The sequence below is a fragment of the Acetomicrobium mobile genome (assembly GCF_937920065.1).
In genome coordinates, this window is the sequence record NZ_CALETC010000083.1 from 1 (window position 1) to 3,128 (window position 3,128).

Genomic DNA, 3,128 nt, shown 5'->3' on the forward strand with positions numbered 1-3,128 from the left:
TTTTCTCAAGAGGGTCAAGCAGTCTCAAACACTGCGAGATAACCTGCGCAATTTCCCGGCAAAGAAGATAAGCGTAGTTATAAGAAACGGGCAGGGTATTGACAAATTTCCCCTTGCCCGCCTCGAGCCTGTCTAGCACGGCCCTGTACCATTCGAGGAGCAGACCTACCTCCTCAGGCGTTTTGCTACAGCAAAGTAAGCGAAATATGCCGTCGGCTTCCTCGTAAGTAACGTCTCCGCCCGCCTTCAGACAATCCGTGCATACCTTAAGTTCGTCCTGCGTCATCTTGCCGCCTCCCGCCGCCCACGCTCAATTGTCCTCCGGCAATTGGTCCATAAAGAACTTGTAAACGTTTTGGTCTTCAAAGGCCTTTGAAGTGTCCTTGAATTTGAAGGGCTTTCCCTTGTTCCTCAAATATAAGGCGAAGATCGCGGACATAAAAAGGGAAGTTATCCTCGGGTGCTTTAGGGACAGGAGAGCTATGGGATCAAGGCTGTCTTCGTAGGGCGTAAACTGAAAAAACACGAGGCTCGGCTCCCTCACTATTTTCTGCGTCAAACCCCTAAGCTGTTGGAAGGTCATAAAGGACTCCGGGTCTTTTTGGGCAAGGATCTGTAGGGAAAGGAGGCAGTCTATCATGGCGACGTTTAGACCCCTCTCCCCTCTTATTCCGTGTTTAAGCCAGTCTATGGCGGAACGCAGGCTTATGCCGAAAAAGCTTGCCAGTTCGTATTTGTCTAACTCAAAGTCCTCCTGTATTTTTCGTATGACTTCCGCAGGAACTACGACGTCTCGCTCTTCCACAGCATTCACTCCCTTAAAAAGCAATGTACGATGCCGAATATCTAGCAACTAAATCAATTGTAACTGCTGAACATATTGCAGTCAAACCTTGAAGTTGTTTGTGTAAAACTACATCTTCGGGCTTCCCCCCACGGGCAAAATGCTGACTGCCCTGATGATGAGGCAGTCAGCACGCCTGCAGTCCTTAAAATTCCACGTCTTCTGCGACTTTCAAGATGTCTGCGTAGAAAAACTTTCCCCAGTCTATCTTTTCGTAAAGGGATCTGTCGAACTTAAAGCGAACTTCCTGGCGCCACTCTATCGGCCCTCCGGGCCTGCTGTGATAAGGGCACTTTATCGTAAAGGAGCACTCCTTCAGCCATGGAAGCTCTTCATAGAGCTGTTTCAGCTTCGCGGTGCAATACATTTTAATCTCATCAAGCCTTTTAGACGCCCTGTAGGGCATGAAAAAGCAGGTAACGTCTATGTTTCCCGACGCAATTCCACGAGAGGTCAGCTTGACGTTTGCTCCATGGAGGTAGCCGCAGCTATACGAGGGCCCCGAGCCTGCCAATATGCGCGTAACCTGATCCGCCACTTCCCCTTCCGGAGGGACCTTGGGCAGGTTGGACCATATTGCGAAAGCCAATAAAAAGACCAGCGCCGTCGTACTTATCACCGCCACAGGCTTCCAGACGTTTCTTTTAGGTCTTGAAACAGCAGCTCGTTTAAGGATTTCCATCACCTTTTCTATTTCATCCGACACCTTAAAACACCCCAATCTCGGCCCATATTTAGAAGCTTGACAGCTGAAAATTTAAACCTGTCCAGCTTACGCAACCCAATGCTAATTACCTATCGCCGCTAATCATCGTCAGCTAGCAACTGATAATCACTGTTAGCTAGCAACTGATCGAGGTCGCAAAACTCATCATCGTCATGCAGGAAGGGTTCCGGGTCAAACTCCTTGCCCTTGACGTCTTTCGGCGTGGGAGCAATTAAAGCCGCTACGGTCTCGTCCAATTCCCTTGAGTTCGCAACCAGGTTTCTCGGAGAAACGGCGTCATAGGGCAAGTCTACGATGTGCCACTCGCCCAATTCCCAGGCTATGCCCTTGCCGTAAGTCAGGACATCCGGCCTTTCGTAGGCCAGGTTCGTAAGCCGTTCAAATCCCGTGGTCTCCTTCGTCATGTTTACAAAGTAAAGAAGGGAATGGCGGCTGAAGCCGAAGACGACGGAATCCGAATCGGCCACCGGACGGCACGAGGAAAAGACGACGTCCCAGCTCGTATTTTCCACCGCTTCCTTATAGTTGTCCGCTTCTGGAACGAGCAGCACGGAGTCCTTTGGATATATGGCGGAAAGGAGCTTTAAAACGAGCTTTAGCTCCACTATGTCGTAGGCCGGCGCGTATATTGCAAGAGGCCGTTTATTGTCGTTTACCGGAGCCGTCCTTTCAGAGCTGGATATCCGACAAAGCGGCTCCAGGTACGACTGCACCACCGAAAGCATGCAGGAGGCCGTTCGTTTTGCGTTGCTGAATATCATGGTCTCAATGGTCTGGTCTGGAAGGTATTCCTCCCACCACTTTTTCTTTTCTAGGCTGGCATACACTTTCTCTGCCATCTCGGAGTGGATCGTCGTTATCCTGCCTGCTAAGGACATGTAGGGAGGCTGGGTGTTGCTGCGGATAAATGCTTCTGCATGGGCCGCAGTCTTTATGATGGCTTCGATGCACATTTTCGCGCTCGTTTCCCAAAAGGGTTCGTTAGCATTGCTTATGACATCGTCCGGGACCAGCGCCTTCGCCAGGTCTCTGGCAGCTACGTTCACGTTCCCTATCGCCACCATTACGTCCTGGGCAAAGTCTACGGCAAAGTCTTCGGCATGGCCTGGCGCCAGGACTTCAGCTTCTTTCAAGATCCCTAGGGTATCGGCATCTGACGCCAGCAGTATGACCTTTTTCTCCAAACCCAGATAGTAATTTGCCTTGTCGGCCATAAACGCCAACCTTTCGTTCTTTCTGTCCCCCAAAAAAGCAGATAGTACTTTCATCAAAATCACTTCCCCTTCTTTTTGTATAATTTGTTTATACACAATTATACCTGCATAAGGATACTTGTCAATACCTTTCAGGACTGTTTACCAATGATTTTTAGGATTAGTTATTATATTGTTGCATAAATTGTTCAAAGGCCTGGCCTTCGGCTAGCAGCTGCTGATATGCCGATGTCATTCTAAGGTGATATAATGTCGTAAATTCACGCCAATTTTTTAACGATAAACCCGGAAAGGAGCAGTAAGCCTATGCAGACACAACCTCGTTTCTTGACGAAAACCCTTT

4 protein-coding genes are annotated in these 3,128 nt (G+C 49.1%); all 4 read right to left on the reverse strand.

All coding sequences use genetic code 11. The annotated features are described in order from the left end of the window. The coding region (locus Q7P41_RS03435; protein ID WP_303882142.1) for a hypothetical protein at positions 1–286 on the reverse strand (286 nt) is incomplete at its 3' end. A gap of 24 nt (positions 287–310) precedes the next feature. Beyond that, on the reverse strand, positions 311–805 hold the full coding sequence (locus Q7P41_RS03440; RefSeq protein ID WP_303882144.1) for a hypothetical protein: 495 nt from the start codon (positions 803–805) through the stop codon (positions 311–313). 184 nt (positions 806–989) lie between these two features. Next, positions 990–1,550, reverse strand: coding sequence for a hypothetical protein (locus Q7P41_RS03445; protein ID WP_303882145.1), 561 nt, complete (start codon positions 1,548–1,550; stop codon positions 990–992). 98 nt (positions 1,551–1,648) lie between these two features. Further along, positions 1,649–2,839, reverse strand: a complete 1,191-nt coding sequence (locus Q7P41_RS03450; RefSeq protein ID WP_303882146.1) for a hypothetical protein — start codon at positions 2,837–2,839, stop codon at positions 1,649–1,651. Positions 2,840–3,128 lie beyond the last annotated feature (289 nt).

Coding starts and splice junctions, on each gene's coding strand:
- Q7P41_RS03450 (WP_303882146.1), bottom strand. CDS start 2,839: ATGAAAGTACTATCTGCTTTTTTGGGGGACAGAAAGAACGAAAGGTTG.